Origin of the sequence: Streptomyces sp. NPDC004111, assembly GCF_042874215.1 — a bacterium.
GTDB lineage: Bacteria > Actinomycetota > Actinomycetes > Streptomycetales > Streptomycetaceae > Streptomyces.
In genome coordinates this window covers 1-14,606 of the sequence record NZ_JBIAMU010000030.1, presented here as the reverse complement: position 1 = coordinate 14,606, position 14,606 = coordinate 1, and the positions used below count along the sequence as shown (strand labels likewise).

Sequence of the window (14,606 nt, the reverse complement as noted above, 5' to 3'; positions counted from 1 at the left end):
GCGCCGCCCGCGCTCTGGCCGGGGCCGGTCCCGGCCATCCGGGCGGGTGGAGGCCGGTTGAACGAGGATGTCGCGAGGGGCACACCGAGACCTGGCGGGCCGCCGACGCCCGCCTGGGCGGCTACGGCTCCAAGAGCCCGTGCTGGTCGTAGCCACCACCGACCCGGGCACCCTGCCGGAGAAGGCCACCTGGTACCTGACCACCAACCTGCCCCACCCTGACGCTCCGCGCGCTGTCACCAGCACGTACCCGCCCGCCGACTCGCCGAGATCGTCCGGATCTACGGGCTTCGGCCGCGGATCGAGCAGAGCTACGAACAGATCAGGGACGAACCCGGCCGGGCCGACTTCCAGGTCCGCTCCGAGAGAGCCATCCACCGCCACCGGACTCTGGTCAACTGCGCGTTCTCCTTCTGCTGGTACCAGTGGTTTGCCCCGTCCGGACCGCTGGACGCCACCGCACCGGGCCCCTGCCCCGCCAAGGGCACAGAGAGGGGAGCCGGCGCGCCCCACCAGCCCCAACCGCCCTGCTGGCCCAGGGCCTTACGCGCCGTCCGTTCCTAGCTCAACCCGGCGATCAGTCTGGCCCGCTGGTGGCGGGCCTGGACCGGCCATGACCCGCCGCTCGAACTCCAAGCCCTCCTCGACGCGGTCACCGCCGGAAGACCCCTCGATCTCTGCCGCCGGGCTTAACGGACTACCGGTAGCGGACAGCTGAGGGCGGCGGCTTCCTGAGCCTCAACAACGAGCCCCGCATGGGCGGGGAGCAGATACGCGCTAGAGATCCCCAGGGATCACCCCCGCGTGCGCGGGGACCACACAGTCTCTTGTGTTACCGCAAGAGATTAGCCGGGATCACTGAACCGTTCCGACTTTCCTGCCGGTGGTTTGTGGGGCCGGTGATCAGTCGGCTCGTGATTCTGTGTCAGCGTGGTGTGCTGCCTCGTACCCGGAGGGGCTGGTCATGCGCAGGCTTCCCTGCAGACGGCGGTTGTTGTACCACTCGGCCCCTGAGACGGTGGCGTACTCGACGTCGGAGACGGTTTTCCAGGGACCGTCGTGGAAGACCTTGGTGCGGATGCACTCGGCCTTGCAGAGCCGTCGTAGGCGTCGCCGACGCTGCCGGTCGAGGGCCGGATGTCTTCGATTGGGAGAAGCAGTGCACGTTGGACGCCACGTAGGTGGGGACGCAGGCGAAGCCGGTGATCCACTTCTGGTCCGGTACCGGAGAGGTGAAGTTGCTGCCCAGCAGTTCCGGGGCCCGGGAATCGGCCGGGTTGGGGACCGTGGTTCTGGGTCTTCCCGCGGACGGCGCCAGCCAGGCCGAGCGAGCGCATCCGGCGGCTCGGGTGCCGGGGGGCGGCGCGGGCACCCGGCGCGGAGCCGACGGCGGGGGCGGGGGTGCGGTGGGGCGCGGGGCGCGCAGGACCGGGACCCCGTCGTAGGAGACGCCGGGCACCCTACCGACCCGAGCGGCGGGGGCGTCGATCTCGACCAGGTCCTCGCCGGTGCTGGCGGCCCGGCTTGCCCATGCCCGCAGCGCGACTGTGCAGACCCAGGTGCCGCGGGCGGTCTGCTGCTGGCGGGCCAGGAGCGCCCGCACCTCGCCGTCCGGCAGCGCCACACGCACGGGAGGCGGCACCCGGGTACGGGGTGCTGCCTGGGTGTGTGTGGGTCTGCCTGCCATGCCCTCATGTTCGCGCAGGTGTTCTATTTGGTAAGGCGGGGCCTCTCCGGTGCTGCCGCCTGTGCATGCCGCCCCTCGGGCGGGTGATCTTGGCCAGGGGCTGGCTGGTGCAGCCCTGGGGGCGGGAAACCCGTCGCGGTCGCACGGGGGCGTTGGGGATGCTGGGCCCATGCGTTTTGATTTCGACGGAGTCACTCCGGTGCCGCGGATGCTGCTCGTCAGCGGGTTCCAGCTCGACTCGGGTTTCCATGTCGGCCTGGACCGGCCGGTGTTCGTTGCGGCGGGCGACCGTGTCTCGTACGGGGGCGGCGCCGTCGTGGTGACCCGCCCGTCCGGTGAGCACTGCAGGTACCCGGCGGGTGGCAGTCACTGGATCTGCCGCTGACGATCGGGCGGCCGGGGTCAGCCCGCGAGGCGCAGGTCGGGGCGTGGGGTGGGTGCGGGTGCGCCGCCGTCGGGGTCCGGGCCGGGGTTGGGGTCGAAGCTGGTTCCGGTGCGGGGGTCGTTGCGGCGGGGCGGGCGGATGTCGCCGGAGTCGAAGTGGAGGGGCCAGATGAAGGTGTCGGGGTCCTGGATGTGGTGGACCATGTGGGCGAGTGACTCGTATCCGGCGAACAGCGGGTGGATGAGAACACGCCCGTGCCGGGTGCGGGCGTCGATGAGGCCGCGGTCGCGCAGTTCGCTCATCGCCCGCGATACCGTGCTTGGCGGGATCCCCAGACGCTCGGCGAGTTCGCTCTGTTTGATGCGGACCTCGCCGCCGGGGGATTGGCGGGCGGTGAGGATGTCGAAGACGTCGCGTGCGGTGGAGGTCAGCTTCGCGTTCGGCAACTGCTCCCAGATGGCGGGGTTGTGGACGCTGGCGATCGGCGGCTCGTTCATCTCAAACCCTCGTCTCGGGGATCGCGATGGCGTGTTCCTTCAGTGTCGCTTCTCCCAGCCGGGCGATCAGTACGGCGTGCTTGCGGCTGCTGAAGCGGTACGCGTAGCGGGGGTTGAGCTGGTACTGGCCGCGCCGCACCTTCCAGACGAAGTGGTGGTGCGACAGCTGGGCGAGTGCCCGGCTGATCTTCGCCTGGCTGCACCCGAAGTAGGCGGCGAGCACCCTCTGGGCGACGGCGACGATGCCGTGCTCGTCGTGGGTGACGGCCAGGTGGTCCAGCACATCGCGGGCGGTCGTGGTCAGCCGGAAGCGCCACAGGTGGAGGGTGATCTCCTGCGAGGCGTTGAGGTGGGTCTGGCCGGAAAACTCGTAGGGCCGGGGCGGGGGCGCGAACTGGTAGCTGCCGCCGGTGCGGCTGATCCGGGCGAGCGCCTCGACCAGCTTCTGCTCGGACGATGCGCTCGGTGCACTGGTCTGGGCGGGGGCGGCCAGCGGGGGCAGCGAGGGCAGCGGCCCCGCGGGGCGGGGCATGGTGGTGCGGGCTGAACCACTGCAACCGGCTCTTTCCTTGGATGACAGCCTCGGAATATCGCTTCTGGGCTATGTTCCGCCGCGTTCCATTCACCGGTGTGCCGCTGCTGCTTGACGGATGCGATGTATTCGCGCAGCGTGAATGGATCTCGGGGTGCGGGAGCATCGATCTATGCATGCTGGTGAATATATCTCCGGCAAAAGCGCAGTTCAGAGGCCTGCTGCTATCTCTTAAAGTGCGCGGCGGTGGGGGCGGGCGCCGGGCGGGGATCCGGGCGGGCCCTCGTTGCAACCGGCAGGCCGGTCGGGGCGGGCGGCAGCAAAAGCCAGCAGAGGGGCCGGGGCCGGTGGACGGTGCGGGTGGTCCCCGTCCACGCCCGGCCGCGTGCGGACCGTGCCCCCCGCCCCTTCGTCGGGCGCGGGTCCATAGGGCCGGAAGGGGGCTTGGCCTGGTGGTGCCGCGAGCGGCGGGCGCAGCCGGGCGCTCCGGCACGGGACGGCACCGGCGGGGGCAGGGGCGCGGCGCGGCCTGGTGGTGCGGGTGTGGTGGGGCGGGCGCGGGGGAGTGCACGGGAGGGCTCCGGGGAGCAGGGGGCGGCAGTGCTGGCGTGCCGTCAATCTCCCGTGCCGGGCTTACCGGTTTGCTTACCACCAGGTACTGACCACGATTATGAGACGGACTCAATTCCCGTGGTCAGCTGCCGCATTCCCGTGGTCAGTGCGGCGCCCCCGTGGTCAGTGCGGCACCCCCGTGGTCAGTGCCGCAAATTCCGTGGTCCGTTGCCGGGGCGGGTACTGACCATGGCCCCGGTTGCCGTGGTCAGTGGGTGTCGCGCTCCGCGAGCCGGGCGCGGGCCTCGGCGACGGCGCGGTTCCACTTCCATTCGGGTTCCTGGAGGCGGGCGGCCAGTGCGGCCCCGGCGCCGCGGCGCCATCCGCCGATCTTCTTCAGGTACTCCTCGGCGACGGCGATGCGCTGCTCGACCTTCGGCGAGATACCTCGCGCCGGGTGCCCGCCCTTCGGGCGTCCGGCGGCCCCGGTGTTGTCGCCGGTGCGGCGGTTGTCGAAGTTCTGGAGGTCGCTGCGGCGGAACGCCCGTGCGCTCTGCCCTCCCTCGACAATGACGGTCCCGGTCGGCTCGGGGAAGTAACCGGAGTTGGAAGACAGGTACTTGCGGATGACCGACCCGTTGGAGAATCCGAGCATCCTGGCTGCCTCTCGGAGCGGTACGAGCTCCTCGGGGTCGCCGGTGTGCAGTTCGGGGGCGGCGGGCAGCACCGCCTGTTCCTTGCGCGCCATGTGCGCGGCGTGGAACCGCTCGAAGGCCTCGCGGTCGAAGTAGTCCACCCGGTCGACCTTGTGCGCCTTCTCGGGGAAGCGGGACTCCTCGGGCTGCTCGTCGCGCTTCTTGTACCAGGTGGCCACGGCTCCCTTGCTGGCCCCGGCGTACCGGGCCATCCATTCACGGCTCACGAACTCGCGCCCGTCGACATGGATGGACAGGGGGCGGGAGGACTCGCTCATGGTGGCTTCTCCGGGGGCAGGGGTGGGGCGGGCGGTGGCCTAGGAGCCTCCGCATAGGAGGGTGGACAGGGGGAGCGGCAGGAGGGGAGACAGGGGGTAGGACAGGAGGGGTGACACCCCTTCGGCGCCCCGGACGCATTCCCCCTGGTCAACCCCCGTGGTAAGCCCCCTGAAAAACCCAGACAACCCCCTCACAGCCTCCTGTACCGCCACCCCTGGGAAAAAGAGCGGGGCAGCAGTACAAGACGCTCCTCGGGGGTTTGGGGCGGCTTCATGGATTCGGGTGCGATCGCTGCGCTCCCGCCCCCACCTGGACGCCGTGTGTGGCCCCGGCCGACGTCACGATCGTGTCCATCGGCCACCTGCACGACAGTGCCGAGGGCTCGTACGCCGACATCCTGGACCGTGCCACCATCGCCCTCGACCTCCGGACACACTTCGCCGACCCGTACCGGGTCAGCCCCCAACTGCGCGGGCAGACCGCCCACGAGAAGGCGGTGCGCGACACCGTGATGGACACCCCCGGCATCCGCCCCCTGCTCGTGGCGACGTGCTGCAGATCGAGGCGTACCTCGCCAGGCCGACGCCCGCCCCCATCACGGTCGTCACCCAGTGCGTCGGCGGGCGCCACAGGGCCGCGACGACGGCACTGGCGTTGCGCGCGGTGGTCTCCGGCGACGTCGTCCAGGCCGCCCTGTACGGACTGGCCGAGGCCGCCCAGGAGTTCACCGACCGCCACCTGACCGTCGACCTCGTCCACCGCGACCTCGACAAGGACGTCGTCGACCGCTGACAAGAAGGTGCCCGCCACCGGCCCCGAGGCCCTCGCCAGGAAGGGCTCCCGGACGCCCAGCGTGGCCAGGGGCCGCGCCAGCCCGCCAAGTGCCGCAACTCGACCATCACCCGCGCTCACGCACCGATCTGGTTGGCCGAGGAGAAGGACCTGGTCACCCCCCTTACCGAGAGGCGCTTGGCGCCTCCTCGCATGGAGTCCCTGGAACTGCGACTGACGGACGTCCGGCTGATCACCCGGACCTTCAAGGAGAACGGAGGCGATCTCTGATGCCGGTGTCCACCGTCACCGAGACGAAACTGCGGGAAGCCATGGTCCGGCTGCTGGCCGGCGAGCCCCTATACACCGACGGAGCCCTCACCAAAGAAAACCTCGCCCGTGAGGCGAAGGTCAGCCATGCAACCGTCCACCGGGCCGAGGAGATCCTGGCCGAGTGGGATGCCCAGGTTGCCAGCCCGGTCCTGCGGACCCCCGGAGAGGCCCAGCGGGACGAGACGATCGCCAACCTCCGCAAGCAGCTGCGGGAGGCCCAAGCCCAAGTTACCGAGACCCAGGGAAATTTCGACGCCCTGGCCACGGTTGCCGCGAACCTCTATGCGGAGAACCTCGCGCTGAAGAAGAAGCTCGGCAGCCGCCAGCGGCTGGCCGTCGTCCCCGCCCAGGGCAGCTGACGCAAGCCTCCCAGCTCGAAAACGCTTCTGGGCACATAGGTCTGTACGCGATGGTGCACGACGGAGTCGTACGCGACTGGGGACGTTCGCTGGTACGGGACGAGTGGCTCGGAGGGGATGCCGTCCGCTCACGTTGCGGACTGCGCGGAGGAACTCGGCGCTGCGGGCGTCGCGTCGTTGTCCTCGTCTGCGAGCGTTGTGGTGCCGGTTATTGCATACAGCAACTGCTGGGCGACCGAACGCATCTCCTCATCGGCGCCCTCACCTCCGCTGCCCTCGCCATCCATGACCTGGCTGAGCATCTCTATGAACATCGCTCCCCGCACCAAGTGGTACATGCGGGGCGGCATGATCATGGCCATCTCGTCCATGACCTTGACGAAGTTCGCCATGAACTGCGGATCGTCCGCTTCGAGCCAGGGGATCTCGTCTTCGGGGAAGCCCCTGTTCTTGAGCTCATCAGGTTTCTTGATGAGCTTCAGGTCGTCGCGCGCTCTGCCCACCCAGCGTTTGGCCGTTGCCTTGGAGCATCCGAAGCGCTCCATGACCGTCTTTGTGGGGTCTTTCCCAAAGAGAAGCGCCAGGTTATAGACGATCGCTGCCTGGAAGATCTGCTCCTCGTCACGGCTCACGCCCTGCCGTGGCAGGGCCCGGATCCTCCGCTCCGCGAAGGCCGCGCCGCGCTTGTCCCAGGCCACGTCGAACGCTTCCCGGGCATCCGCTCGGAGCTGCTTCAGAGTGAAGGCCACAGCGTCGGGTTTGATGTCGGTTTCACCCGCAGCGCTCGTCACCTCTTGGCGGGTGAGGTGCAGTCGGCCGCCCACGGGCTTGAACTCGGCCACGCACACCAGGCCGACAGCCATCGGAGCCCGGACCGTGACCGCCCCATCGGTGCCGAAACAGGCTTCGGCCCCGTCTTTTAGAGTGACGGTCAGCGTCTCCTCGCCAGCACCGAAGACTTCCTCATAAGGCCTCTCATCAGGCCCTTCCTCTGTCGTTCTCGTCACGTGAGCCCTCTCCCCAAGTATGAGCCCCTGGCAACACTGGTCAGCGGGGTGGCCATGGTCAAGTCTGGTTCCACCGAGGGGCATTGCCTCGGTCGCACTTGCTCCGCGCATGCGCTGGCACAGTCAGATTCGGTCAGAAAGAGGACTCCATGAGCACAGGAAGCGGAGGGCAGGGAGATCGGCTGCCGATGCGCTGGCTGCTGATCGCTCTCATCGCGGCGGCGGTGTTCGCGCTCGCTGTCCACTACCCCGGACTTACGGTCGCCCTCAGCCTCGCGATCGCCGTTGTCGCGCTGCTGCATGCGATCACCGGAGAAGGGTGATCCGTTCCTCGGGATTCGTATGCCGCATGAGTGGGTCCTCCCCCGCGGGAGGACCGAAAGGTCACGAGCGCATAACTTCTGACGTCATCTTCTGCGACACCTCCACCCTCGCGTCGCTAGGTCGCGAAGACCTGCGGGGCCACCGTCAACTGAGACATCAGGGCCCATGAGACACCCGAACTATTCCTAACGTACGTTGTTCGCCGCCCGGTCCACCGGCCCGCTGCGGTACGCGCCCAGGCTCATCGTGTTGCCGCTGGTCACTTCGTGTTCCTCCTGGCCGTGCCTGCCGTCCACCGCATGCCCAGCGCATCGAGCTGCGCCCACCGTTCGTCGGTCAGTCGCCGTCCCGCTTGCGGACGTTGTCGAGAAGCTGTCGTCGGATGGAGTGACGTGCGATCAGGCTGCGGTGGCCTCCTCGCGCTCGACCCGGAGGCCGTTTCGAACCTGGCGCCGGAGCGGACCAGGGCGACGAGGGAGGCGTTGGTGATCGCGCGCCAGCGGTCCTGGGCGGACTCGACCAGCTTGAACACCATCGCCAGGGCCGCGGCCGGGCTGCCGGCCCCGCGGGTGACCTTGGTGCGCAGCTTGACCGTGGAGAACGTCGACTCGATGCAGGTGGATCCGGTGCTCGGCCGGGAAGTCGTAGAACGCCAGCAGTTCCTCCGCATCATCGGTGGTCTTGACGACGGCTTTGGGCCACTTGGCCCCGTAGGTCTTCGCGAAGGCACGTCCTCAGCGCCGGGGAAGCGGAGTATCGAGGCGACCTTCACCTCCACCACCGGCACCCTCGTGGTCTACGGCTACGAGGACGGCCCCCTCGAAGACCTGCCCACCCTGACCCCGTACGGCCCCGGCACCTACCACCTGCGCCTCCACAACCAGGGGCGCGCCCATGCACAAGCCCTCGACACTACCGACCCGGACGACGACTCCGGCGAGTACTACCTCCTGCAGACCTGGCCGTCGACCGGGGAGCGGCCCGGTACACGGCCGTGCGCGGGGTGACCGGGCGGCAGCCCCAGGGGCGGTGCGGCTGACGGCACGGCCGCATCGCCCACCAGGGGGTTGGCATCGGTGTTGCCGATTTTCCCGTCGTGGCAACACCGGCAGCCTCAGCAGCATCCCGCTGAGCTGGATCTCGGGCGTTGCCGCCTGTGTGCGTCCGGCCGAGGAGGCTGTTGCAACGTTGCGGCCGGCGGTCTCCCGGGGTGCAACAGGTGCGCGACCTACCATGCTGTTCCTTCTCCGGAGGACCGTCTGGGGGGGTCTGTCCAGTCAACGGCTGATCTTGGTTGTTGAGTTATCGCTGGTTGGTGGGGGTGAGGCGGCCGTCGAAGGCGATCTGGAAGGCGTTGAGCGTGGCCTTCCAGCGCATCGTCCAGCGACGTCGGCCCTTGCCGGTCGGGTCCAGGCTCATCAGCGCCATGTAGACGCATTTCAACGCGGCGCCCTCCGAGGGGAAGTGGCCGCGTGCCCGGACAGCCTTGCGGATGCGGGCGTTCACGCTCTCAATCGCGTTCGTCGAACAGATCACTTTGCGGATCTCGACGTCGAAGGACAAGAAGGGCACCATCTCGGCCCAGGCGTCCGACCACAGCTTGATCACGGCCGGATACTTGCCGCCCCACTTCTCGGAGAACTCCAGGAACCGCTCGGTCGCGGCGGCCTCGCTCGGTGCGGTGTAGACGGGCTTCAGATCCTTGGCGACCTTGTCCCAGTCCTGCCGAGCGCAGTAGCGGATGCTGTTGCGAATCAGGTGAACGATGCACGTCTGAACCACAGTCCGGGGCCAGACGGTCTCGACCGCGTCCGGCAGGCCCTTCAGCCCGTCGCAGACGAGCATCAGGACATCTTCAACTCCGCGGTTCTTCAGCTCGGTGAAGACCTGGAGCCAGTGTTTGGCGCCCTCGCCGCCGTCGCCGGCCCAGATCCCAAGGATGTCCCGGGTGCCGTCGACCGTGACGGCCATGGCGACATAGATTGGCCTGTTGGCGACCTTGCCATCGCGAATCTTCACGTTGATGGCGTCCACGAAGACCACCGGATAGACGCGATCGAGTGGGCGGGCCTGCCATTCGGCCATGCCCTCCATCACCGCATCGGTGATCGTGGAGATGGTCTGCTTGGACACCTCCGCCCCGTACACCTCGGCGAGATGCGCCGATATCTCCCCGTGCGTGAGGCCCTTCGCGGACAGCGACAGCACCATCTCGTCGACCCCGGTCAACCGGCGCTGCCGCTTCTTTACGAGCTGCGGCTCGAACGTGCCGGCGGTGTCGCGGGGCACCTTCACCTCGACCGGCCCGACATCGGTCAGCACCGTCTTCGACCGAGTGCCGTTCCGTGAGTTGCCGCTGTTCCGTCCTGCCGCGTCGTGCTTGTCATAGCCGACGTGATCGGTGATCTCGCCCTCCAGGGCAGACTCCAGAACCCGCTTGGTCAGCTGCTGCAGCAGCCCGCCCTCGCCGGTCAACTGCAGCCCGTCCGTCCGGGCGCGGTCGACCAGCATCGCGATCAACTGCTCGTCCGACACGGCCTCCGCGACCGGCTCGACGACCGGCTCCTGCCCGGCCTCGTGCTCGGTGATGGTCTCGCTCACTTCAGGCGTCTCCTTGATCATCGGATCCGCCGTCTATTGGACACTCGCCTCGCCCGCTGGCCTTGTTCACGGGTTGTGGTTCTGGCTCACACTTTTCCGTAGAAAATGCACGTTGAGTGACGATTGTCGGGCGACCGGATCCTGGGGAGATACCCGGAACTGGCCTGTATCGAGTGCCGTACGGCTGGCAGTTCAGCCGCCTCGTCACTTAGTTCCATACATACTTCCCGGGCCATGCCCCACCGCATCCGCCCGTCCGGCAGGGAAAATGGTGACTGCCGGGCACAGGGAGAGTCATTTCCGGCCCACCGTGTGGGGCCTGGAGGTGGGCGTCGGTGAGTTGAGCCCTGCCCAGACGGTGTGCAGCTCCTCCTCGGCACGGCATGATGAAGGTATGGCGGCAGGACATGCGACCGGGCTTCGGCCCACCGACTCGCTTCCTGCCGCCAGTTGCTCAGAGCTTCGGCACGCCGAGGTCGGCGAACAGCTCCCGGGTGGCCGGATCGACCGAGTACAGCACCGTTCCCCGGATGGAACGCGACATCAGCACCCCATATGCATTGAGGATGGCCCGCAGCAGGTCGTCGTCCGTGCTGATGTCACGGGCTTTGCTTTTCACATGCTCGCGGTGCACCACCCACCCGTTGGCGCCTCGGGTGAGGTCAGGTCCCATGATCACACCACCCCACTCGTACTCCAGGCCCTGCGCGGTGTGAACGCAGCCAATCTGGCCGAAGCCTCCAGGGTGCGTCGCCCAGAACTTGCGTTTCGGAACGCCCGGCGTCTTGTGATTGTCACCGGCGTTCCAGGGCCGCGCCCACTCTGGCTCGGGGGCGACTTCGGGGACGGTGCCGCTTAGGTCGTTCCACTCCCAGCACATCCCCGCGCTGATCCTGGCACTGGCCTGATCTTCTGAAGTGGCACGGAGGAACTCTTCCATCCGCGCGGCCCGGTCGGTGTAGTACAACTGGAACGGTTCGGGATCCGCCTGATCGCCTGTGTCCCACGGCACTGGCTGCCCGTGCAGCAGTTGTTGGGCCCACGTGTCGTAGGTGGCGCTTCCGACGGCGCGCAGCACACGGTCCAAGTGGATGGGGACCATTTCCGCCCCGAGGCAGGCGATCTCCCTGCGAAGGGCGTCGGGTGTCCAGATCTCATTGGCGAACAGGCGCTGATCCCCGTCGATGAAAAACACAGGTACCCGTGCCCTGCTGACGACGACGGCCACTGACGACTCGCCGTCACGCATGTGGAAGGAGCCCTTCAACGGCCGCTCCGGCAACCGGTGTGCCTCGTCGCACAGCAGGAGGTCGAGCTCGTCTGGGACCCGCTTGTCAGCGATCCTGTTCAGGGTTTCGAAGGCCTTGCCGTGCCCGCGGGCGCCACGCCTGAAGTTGTCCCAGGATGCCGCCCCACCGGATACGTAGCTCGCGCGATGCCCCTTGGCCCGTGCCTCGCCGAGCAGGGTCAGGGCAACAAGGGACTTCCCACTGCCGGCCCGGCCACTGACGACGTAAACCTTCTTCGCCGCAGGCGACACCGAGGTGACGCTGTCCATCACTGCATCGACGGCCTTGCGCTGGTTTTCCACGAGGCTGAACCGGGTGTGGCCGTTGGCGATCGCCCCCATGTCATCGGACAGCAGGCTTCCGGAGCGCCGCCCCGTGAGCAGCGACTCGGACGCTTCGGCACCGGATTCCGTGCTGAAGTGCGTGCGCAGGAACGTGCGAAGGGCGGCAGGCTGGCGTGCGGTGAACGTCGGGATGTTCCCGTGCGGGCCCACCATGCTGATCCACTGGGCGTCTTGCCTCTTCAGTTCGTGCAGGTAGGCGGCGCCGACAAGCTTGACGTACCGGTCGTCGAACATGCTGTGGTACTTCCGCAGGTCCACCATGTTGTCGTACACCTGCACGGCCGGATGTTTCTTGTGCTTCCCGTAGAACGGTGCGTAGACGAGGCCGGTGGCACATGACTGGCACAGCAAGACCGTGCCCGGAGTACGGCATACCGGGCACAGGCCCATGGTCGGGGTTAGCTGCGGGCGGTGGATGTCGCCCCACTGCTTCAGCTCAAAAACGGCGTAGCTCAGGCCGCCTGACGGGTGCACACCGGCGAGCACCACATCGATGGGGTTCATGCGCTGATCAACGCGGTACTCCACGAACATCCACACCTGGCCGAGCCCCTCGTCGGCCAGCGCGGTCGCCAGTTCGTACAGACTTTCCCGCCACGAGGCCACATCCCCCGTCGAGGGGTCCTCTCCGTTCGGGTGGGCGTCCCGGTAACTTTGCTCGATCTTGCCGAGCAGCCGGTCCGCATCACGCAGCAACCGCTGCGCTGGCCAGTACGCCTCCAGATCAGCCCACACGCCCCCGCTAGTCACTCTTCGCCCCTGTCCCTAGATCGATTATTAACGCGAGTATCTCCTCACCAGCACCACGACCTGACGCCCGGCTCATCTGCTGTTCCAACAAAGGCTGATTCCAGATGAAGGTCGACTTGAGTCTGCGGCCGCGGTTCCGGGGGAACAGAGGTGGGGATGAAGGGGACCGACCTAACCTGGCGCGTCGAGTTCGACGAGATCGTCGATCCCCGCTGTGTCGAGAAGAGTTGCCAGGACCCGCGACTCCTCGACGGCGACGCGTTCTGGGTGAACGGCACATGACCCTCAGCGGCCCCGTCGCGGTGTTGGTGGAGTACCGCCAGTTGAACCTTGCCGACCCAGACCTCGGAATCGACCTGGCGCCCACCCCCTCGGCTGCCCGGGACGGCGTCCTGGCCGTCGCGGACGACGCCGCGCTCGTCCTGCACACCGGCAACGTCCACATCACCGTCCAGCCGTCCGGCACTGACCCCGGTACTGATGCGCGTCGTGTCTTTTTCACCGGGTGGGCGTCAGGTGGTTGCACTGCTGTTGGGCCCGGGTGGGCGGTGTTGTTGAAGGAACGGGTGTCGCCAGGTTGGTGAAGTGCGCTGTCGTTTTCCGGGTAAGGCGGTCGTGTGCGGCCCGGTCGACTCGCCCGAGTACCTGCGGGACGTCCTGGCACAGCAGCGAGCAGGGGCAGGACCCACACTCTCGGGGGACCGGAAGAGCACGGGCCCTGCTGCCATGAGTGCGCCGCGGTGTGCGCGCGTGGGGCCGGCGGACCGGGTTGACCCCGTCATGGCTTTCTGTGCAGCGTCCCGCCCCGGCCGGGCCGTGTCGCCCCCCTTGGGGGAGAGACCCACGCTCCCGTCCGCCGCCCGCAGCGAACACGGCGGCGGCCGGACCCCTCGCTAGGTGCAGGACCGCAGGGCGTGCAGAGGCGCTACCTCCTCCACTCCGGGCCCCACTCGCCCATCAGGCTGCGGCCGCAGCTCATGCCGAACTTCCAGTTACCTGGCCCCATCCATCGTCCGAAGTGCGACGAACCGTCGGTACACCCCACATATGCGCGAGCCTCGCCCCAGAAGACCTGACAGTCGGCGGTCCAACCACGGGCATCTGTTTTCCAGTTGGTGCACTTGTAGGCCCTGGCAGCTTGGGCAGGGGAGGCTGTCATGACGTTGGTCCCGTCCGCGTGAGCAGCGCTGCTGAACCCGACGACGATAGTGGTGGCAGTACCCAAGGCCAGACCGATCCTGTTGATCTTAGAAAGCGATGTAGCGCGCTTCACCATCTACTCCTTCGTTTATGCCATGTGCCGGGAACGGCCTTCACCACTCCGACGAGACAACCCGCCCATTCGTGAGGTCACGTCCGGGTCGGGTGCAGTCGCTGCGCTCCCGCCCCCACCAGCACGCCGTGTGCGGCGTTCTGACGGCTTGTGACCCGCTACCGGCCCTGGTGCCGGTGTGGTGTTCCGGGGCCTCTGAGGGGGCGTGTAGTGGTTTCTCGGTGGGTGTCAGGAGGGGAGCGCGGGGCGCGGCCGGAATCCGGGCCCGAGGTCCGCGCGGCCACCGGCCGGTGATGCTCGGCGTTGGTGTTTCAGCGGTTCGGCGTTCCGCTTTCAGCGGCGGTGCCACGGTGCGTGGCGTGAGAGGGGGCGGGTGGGCTGAACCCGGGACGCCGAGTGGGCGCTGAAAGCGGGCGCCGAATCCCGGTGAAAACGGCAGGGTGAACGTGTAGCGGGCCCCAGGGATCCGAGGGAGGGCAGCGCCGCCCCCGGCTGCTCAACTCCGTTGGCCGGTACGCGGGTTCACCGCTTCGGCCGCACCGGAAGAGCGGTCCGGGCCCGGGGTGCATGTGCCTGCTCCTGAGACAAGCCAGCGGGGGTACAGTTTTGACGCACACTCAGGGCCCCGCCCGGGGCGGCCCGCTCCGGATCCTGTCCGGTCTGCGCCGGACCTATCCGCTCCACGCCGACCCCGGCCACCCCCACCCCGTAGCCAGCCACCCGCGAAGCGGGTCAACTCGGCTGCGAAGCAGGCGAGTTGCCAGCGCGGAGCGCTGGACACAACCGGCATCAGCCGGTTGGCGCCCGGGGCGCGAAGCGGCCCTGGGCACGCAGGGCCACGGAGTGGACCGGCGTCCTTGATCGCGGAGCGATCAAGGGAAGAGCCGCGTAGCGGCTCCGCGTCGCGTCTGCGGAGCAGACCGCGCGC

The 14,606-nt window shown here is 68.1% G+C and carries 13 protein-coding genes and 1 pseudogene; 7 read left to right on the top strand and 7 right to left on the bottom strand.

The annotated features are described in order from the left end of the window. Positions 1-1,856: 1,856 nt before the first annotated feature. Positions 1,857-2,072, top strand: coding sequence for a hypothetical protein (locus ACFYVL_RS40150; protein WP_389254214.1), 216 nt, complete (start codon positions 1,857-1,859; stop codon positions 2,070-2,072). A 17-nt stretch (positions 2,073-2,089) separates the two neighbouring features. On the opposite strand, the gene ACFYVL_RS40145 is transcribed toward ACFYVL_RS40150, so the two are convergent. From ACFYVL_RS40145 to ACFYVL_RS40135, 3 genes are all read right to left on the bottom strand, one after another. After that, positions 2,090-2,569, bottom strand: coding sequence for a helix-turn-helix transcriptional regulator (locus ACFYVL_RS40145; protein ID WP_389254212.1), 480 nt, complete (start codon positions 2,567-2,569; stop codon positions 2,090-2,092). 1 nt (position 2,570) lies between these two features. Beyond that, complete coding sequence (locus ACFYVL_RS40140) at positions 2,571-3,101, bottom strand: hypothetical protein (RefSeq protein ID WP_389254210.1); 531 nt, start codon at positions 3,099-3,101, stop codon at positions 2,571-2,573. Between the two features lie 820 nt (positions 3,102-3,921). Next, complete coding sequence (locus ACFYVL_RS40135) at positions 3,922-4,626, bottom strand: hypothetical protein (protein WP_389254208.1); 705 nt, start codon at positions 4,624-4,626, stop codon at positions 3,922-3,924. 550 nt (positions 4,627-5,176) lie between these two features. Between ACFYVL_RS40135 and ACFYVL_RS40130 the strand changes: the two genes are divergently transcribed. Together ACFYVL_RS40130 and ACFYVL_RS40125 are read left to right on the top strand one after the other, a co-directional pair. Further along, on the top strand, positions 5,177-5,419 hold the full coding sequence (locus tag ACFYVL_RS40130; protein WP_389254206.1) for a hypothetical protein: 243 nt from the start codon (positions 5,177-5,179) through the stop codon (positions 5,417-5,419). Between the two features lie 269 nt (positions 5,420-5,688). Beyond that, positions 5,689-6,090: a hypothetical protein gene (locus tag ACFYVL_RS40125; RefSeq protein WP_389254204.1), complete on the top strand. Its 402-nt coding sequence runs from the start codon at positions 5,689-5,691 to the stop codon at positions 6,088-6,090. A gap of 128 nt (positions 6,091-6,218) precedes the next feature. Here ACFYVL_RS40125 and ACFYVL_RS40120 read toward each other — a convergent pair whose 3' ends face one another. Beyond that, complete coding sequence (locus tag ACFYVL_RS40120) at positions 6,219-7,097, bottom strand: hypothetical protein (RefSeq protein WP_389254202.1); 879 nt, start codon at positions 7,095-7,097, stop codon at positions 6,219-6,221. A 149-nt stretch (positions 7,098-7,246) separates the two neighbouring features. On the opposite strand from ACFYVL_RS40120, the gene ACFYVL_RS40115 reads away from it, so the two are divergent. Further along, positions 7,247-7,420 (top strand): hypothetical protein, encoded by a 174-nt coding sequence (locus tag ACFYVL_RS40115; RefSeq protein WP_389254200.1) that lies wholly within the window; start codon positions 7,247-7,249, stop codon positions 7,418-7,420. Between the two features lie 437 nt (positions 7,421-7,857). On the opposite strand, the pseudogene ACFYVL_RS40110 reads toward ACFYVL_RS40115, so the two are convergent. Then, positions 7,858-8,152: pseudogene (locus tag ACFYVL_RS40110) on the bottom strand (transposase); the annotation flags it as partial. On the opposite strand from ACFYVL_RS40110, the gene ACFYVL_RS40105 reads away from it, so the two are divergent. Further along, positions 8,048-8,428, top strand: coding sequence for a hypothetical protein (locus ACFYVL_RS40105; RefSeq protein WP_389254198.1), 381 nt, complete (start codon positions 8,048-8,050; stop codon positions 8,426-8,428). The pseudogene ACFYVL_RS40110 and the gene ACFYVL_RS40105 sit on opposite strands and share 105 nt — an antisense overlap. A 295-nt stretch (positions 8,429-8,723) precedes the next feature. On the opposite strand, the gene ACFYVL_RS40100 is transcribed toward ACFYVL_RS40105, so the two are convergent. After that, a complete protein-coding gene (locus ACFYVL_RS40100; protein WP_389254381.1) occupies positions 8,724-9,932 on the bottom strand; it encodes an IS256 family transposase in 1,209 nt (402 codons plus the stop codon). Positions 9,933-10,476: 544 nt separating this feature from the next. After that, positions 10,477-12,390, bottom strand: a complete 1,914-nt coding sequence (locus ACFYVL_RS40095) for a DNA/RNA helicase domain-containing protein (RefSeq protein ID WP_389254196.1) — start codon at positions 12,388-12,390, stop codon at positions 10,477-10,479. Between the two features lie 171 nt (positions 12,391-12,561). Here ACFYVL_RS40095 and ACFYVL_RS40090 point away from each other — a divergent pair, with 171 nt between their 5' ends. Continuing rightward, positions 12,562-12,687: a hypothetical protein gene (locus ACFYVL_RS40090; RefSeq protein ID WP_389254194.1), complete on the top strand. Its 126-nt coding sequence runs from the start codon at positions 12,562-12,564 to the stop codon at positions 12,685-12,687. Beyond that, a complete protein-coding gene (locus ACFYVL_RS40085) occupies positions 12,684-12,989 on the top strand; it encodes a hypothetical protein (protein ID WP_389254192.1) in 306 nt (101 codons plus the stop codon). The genes ACFYVL_RS40090 and ACFYVL_RS40085 overlap by 4 nt, the downstream gene beginning before the upstream one ends. Positions 12,990-14,606 lie beyond the last annotated feature (1,617 nt).

Coding starts and splice junctions, on each gene's coding strand:
- ACFYVL_RS40125 (WP_389254204.1), top strand. CDS start 5,689: ATGCCGGTGTCCACCGTCACCGAGACGAAACTGCGGGAAGCCATGGTC.
- ACFYVL_RS40140 (WP_389254210.1), bottom strand. CDS start 3,101: ATGCCCCGCCCCGCGGGGCCGCTGCCCTCGCTGCCCCCGCTGGCCGCC.
- ACFYVL_RS40100 (WP_389254381.1), bottom strand. CDS start 9,932: ATGCTGGTCGACCGCGCCCGGACGGACGGGCTGCAGTTGACCGGCGAG.
- ACFYVL_RS40150 (WP_389254214.1), top strand. CDS start 1,857: ATGCGTTTTGATTTCGACGGAGTCACTCCGGTGCCGCGGATGCTGCTC.
- ACFYVL_RS40135 (WP_389254208.1), bottom strand. CDS start 4,626: ATGAGCGAGTCCTCCCGCCCCCTGTCCATCCATGTCGACGGGCGCGAG.
- ACFYVL_RS40115 (WP_389254200.1), top strand. CDS start 7,247: ATGAGCACAGGAAGCGGAGGGCAGGGAGATCGGCTGCCGATGCGCTGG.
- ACFYVL_RS40145 (WP_389254212.1), bottom strand. CDS start 2,569: ATGAACGAGCCGCCGATCGCCAGCGTCCACAACCCCGCCATCTGGGAG.
- ACFYVL_RS40090 (WP_389254194.1), top strand. CDS start 12,562: ATGAAGGGGACCGACCTAACCTGGCGCGTCGAGTTCGACGAGATCGTC.
- ACFYVL_RS40085 (WP_389254192.1), top strand. CDS start 12,684: ATGACCCTCAGCGGCCCCGTCGCGGTGTTGGTGGAGTACCGCCAGTTG.